Annotated in this window: 3 protein-coding genes; 1 reads left to right on the plus strand and 2 read right to left on the minus strand. The window is 56.6% G+C overall.

The window, feature by feature from the left end; all coding sequences use genetic code 11:
* A partial coding sequence (locus M0974_RS19390) for a substrate-binding domain-containing protein (protein WP_297840345.1) occupies positions 1 to 526 on the plus strand: 526 nt, incomplete at its 5' end.
* A gap of 104 nt (positions 527 to 630) precedes the next feature.
* Here the strand turns inward: M0974_RS19390 and M0974_RS19395 are convergent.
* Together M0974_RS19395 and M0974_RS19400 are read right to left on the minus strand one after the other, a co-directional pair.
* On the minus strand, positions 631 to 1,980 hold the full coding sequence (locus tag M0974_RS19395) for an MFS transporter (protein WP_297840348.1): 1,350 nt from the start codon (positions 1,978 to 1,980) through the stop codon (positions 631 to 633).
* Positions 1,981 to 2,540: 560 nt separating this feature from the next.
* Positions 2,541 to 3,581, minus strand: coding sequence for a GGDEF domain-containing protein (locus M0974_RS19400; protein WP_297840350.1), 1,041 nt, complete (start codon positions 3,579 to 3,581; stop codon positions 2,541 to 2,543).
* Between the last annotated feature and the right edge of the window lie 29 nt (positions 3,582 to 3,610).

Consider the following 3,610-nt stretch of genomic DNA (forward strand, 5'->3'; position numbering starts at 1 on the left):
AGTCGATATGAGCCGCAACCTCCATGAAAAGCTCATGGATGATCTGGTGGACCTCATCATCATCCCTGACACATTCACCGCGCCCGAGGTCACTTCGGTACCGCTCGCCATCGTTGAGAACGCATGGATGGCTGCGCCTGGGCTGATCGGACACTCGGGGGTTGTCGGGCTTGCCGAATTGGCCAAATACCCCGTGCTAGTACAGGGGAAAAAGTCGGGATCCGGCTTGTTTGTAAACAAGTGGCTGGGCGCAATGGGCATCGAACTTCCCAAGACGCTGTCCTCCGACAGCCTTACGGCAATGCTCGGGCTGACGGCCGCCGGGTTGGGCGTCACCTACCTTCCGCTGGAATGCTTTCGCCCGCTGGTAGATGAGGGCAAGTTGACTGTCATAAAAACCGACCCTGCATTGCCTCCTGTCCCCTACATGGCGATGTATCGGAATGATCGCCCCTCAGCCTTCGTGAGCGAAGTGGCGTCTCGGGCAGTTGAACTGTGCGATTTCTCTCGGCAACTGCAAAGCTGACAAGGAGCAGAGGACAGTTCTCATGCTCCTTCTCTGCTCAGGCAAGCCCAGCGATGGTTAATTGGTGCGGTACAGGCGGCTGCTCCATCACATGCCTGGGAGGGTCATTCTGCATTGGCCATCGACTCGTCGAGGTCGGCGGGTTCGGTAATTGAAAGCACAAATAGCAGCGCCGCCAGTGAGCACACTCCAAGGAAGATGAACACCGCAGTCCAGCTATAGCTATCAAGGAGCATGCCGGTGACAAGAGGTGCCATGGCCCCCCCGGCCTGACCAGCGCTGTTGACCAGGGATGCCGCCACAGGGTAGGTGGTACGAGTGGTCAGGCCCATGGAGTAAACGGAAAATGATGAGTAGCCGACATTCAACAGGAAGCCAGTTCCGAACAGCAGCAGACTGACAGAGAGCAGATCGTTGGGCGCATAGACCAGCGCAACCATCATCAGGCACGTAGCAATAGCGCTGATCATCATCGTCGGTTTTCTACGACGATCCAGAACGGTGTCGGACAGCCAGCCTCCGGCGATGTTGCCCAGCACGCCACCGGCAAAGGGCAGCGCCGCAATGAAGCCGATCTGCATCAATTCAAAATGCTTTACCTCCCCCAGATACTTCGGCAGCCAGGCGAGCAGCACGTTGACCACACCGGTCATCAGCAAATAACCAAGACCGCAGCCCCAAATATTCCATGACGCAAATACAGACCGCGACGTTGCCAATCGTGGCGTGTGCTTGTAGCGCAGCACCCTGTCCAACGCACCGAAACTCTTGTGGTTACGGGCAGAGCCGTTGTCGGTCTTCGTCTGATCCTCGATATAGGTGGCCTCCGCATCGTTGACCCGATGGCCAGCGCGCGGATCGTTTGGTACCAGCTTCCACCAGATCAGCGCCATCAGCACGCCTGGGATGGCGAAGGCGAAGAACATCGCCCGCCAGCCATCGAGCATGATCAAAGCAGCTCCGATTGGCGGGGCGATGACCGCCCCCATCTTGGCCGCGGACAGAAAAGCGCCCGTAGCCAGACCTTTCTCTCGCGGTGGAAACCATCGATTGATCGTACTGAGCATCGACAATGGAAGGGCTGCTTCCGCAACGCCGAGTGCAGATCGGTATATGTTTAGCAGCCCGAAGTTATGCGCGGTTCCAATGAGTAATGTGACGACTGATGTCAGACCGATGGAGATCGGCGCGACCAGCCGGACGCCAACACGGCTGAGTAGAAAGCCTGCCGGGATTTGCCCCAAGGAGTAAAACAGGAAGAAGGCGCTGACGAGCAAGCCTGCCTGAGCGTTGGTCGCGCCAAATTCTTTCTGGATGTAGGGCAGTGCGATACCGATGTTGGCACGATCGGCGGCGGCAAGCATGTAGACAATGACGATGACAGACAGAACAACCCAGCGATACTTTGACCTTGCCACCTGGGCGGCGGTGTCGGTGGTGGCGAATGCAGTCATGGACCTTCCTGTTTTTATGCTTATTGGAGTCGTCATAGTCAGCATTCTGCAAGGGTAGAAAAAGCGATAAATAAGAAACCAGATCTATTCCTTATTGGAATCATTAGGCGGTTACACCATTTGGATCGGAGGCAGCTTTAGCTTGAGAAAGGGCAGTACAAGACTTAAACGAGTGCGCCCCGCACGAGGGGTACGTGAATACGAATCGTGGATAAGATCCGCAACCACCATACCCTCGCGCGGCAAGTCGCATCTGTGGGGCAATAGCCGCTGTAAAGAAGGGAGAAGGGATATCCCTTGGGCAGATCAGGGCTGTTTCAGGCGCGGACGACTGTCGGCATGTCGATCACGCGGGGCCTGTCTGCACGCCCATTAGCATGGAGTTCAGCAGGCTCATGAGACCGATTGTTGCAATGCGGTTTAGATGAGGTCATCGCTGGGACCACAGGTGTCAACTATTCATCATAATCGGTCAGAGAGCCTTGCAGCGAATACTGCAAACGCCAAGACTTGTAAGGCTTAAGTCCAGCCGGCGTGGCTCCTTGCACACCCCTCATCAATCAAACACTGAGCACCACCTGCGCAGCCATTACATAACGGTTCTTGCCCGAGCTTTTCGCGTCATACAGGGCTAGATCGGCGCGGCGCATCAGGCTGAATATCGACTCCTCCGGTTCGTGGTTCGCCAGCCCCACGCTGATGGACAAGCTGAGGCCGAACAACTGGCTTGAGTTGACTGCGTCGACAATGCTCCGCGCCAGTTCCTGCGCCACCGCGACATCCGCCACCCGGGCCGCGACCGCGAACTCTTCGCCGCCCAGGCGTGCGAAGTTATGGCCCTGGCTCTGGTCTCGCAGCATCTTGGCCACCTCCACCAATACCCGGTCGCCGACATCGTGGCCGAAGCCGTCGTTAATCTTCTTGAAGTCGTCTATGTCGAGCATCAAGAAAAACAACGGCGCTGGAGCTGCGTCGTCCGCCAATGTCGCGGTCAGCCGCTCCATAAACGCGCGTCGATTGGGCAGACCCGTCAACGTATCGTTATAGGCCATGCCATGCAGTTGGCGCTGTAAGTCGAATACGTCTTTGCGTGTATGGCAAAACGTCGTGCACACCAGCGTGGCAACCAGCAGGCTCCCCACGATAAGTATCAGTGTCAGTGTGAGGTCCAGTTGTCGGTCAAAGCTGGGTTGAACCACATAAAACAACGTGGCCCAAATGGCTGCCCCAGTACTGAGGGCGTGCCAAGGATGAACGTGCATGGCCGAAACCGGCAAGCTCAACACCAAACCAATGGGCAAGAACCAGATAATCGGGTTGCCAATGGCGATGGCCAGCGAACCGAGGCAGGCGGTACATGCACACAGCAACAGCAAACCGGTTAGCCATAAATGACGAGTGGTGCGGGCCCGATAGGTGAGGTAACAGGCAATGCCTGCGACGAGACAATAACCATAGAGCCAGGGAGATATGTGTTGGCTCGCGTTGGCCAGCGCCAACACCAGCGAGCACGCTGCTGTCGCCAGGATCTCGCTCGAAACTTTCAGCGGACGCAATTGAGCAAAGGATTTCTGCTCAAGACTTTCTTCAGTTCCCTGCATTCTTTACTACCTCGCAGGATGCCTGGACG

The organism is Pseudomonas sp., from assembly GCF_026224925.1.
In the GTDB taxonomy this organism is placed as follows: Bacteria; Pseudomonadota; Gammaproteobacteria; order Pseudomonadales; family Pseudomonadaceae; genus Aquipseudomonas.

What these genes read in the sequence shown, in the direction of transcription:
- M0974_RS19395 (WP_297840348.1), bottom strand. Translation starts at nt 1,980, where the DNA reads ATGACTGCATTCGCCACCACCGACACCGCCGCCCAGGTGGCAAGGTCA.
- M0974_RS19400 (WP_297840350.1), bottom strand. Translation starts at nt 3,581, where the DNA reads ATGCAGGGAACTGAAGAAAGTCTTGAGCAGAAATCCTTTGCTCAATTG.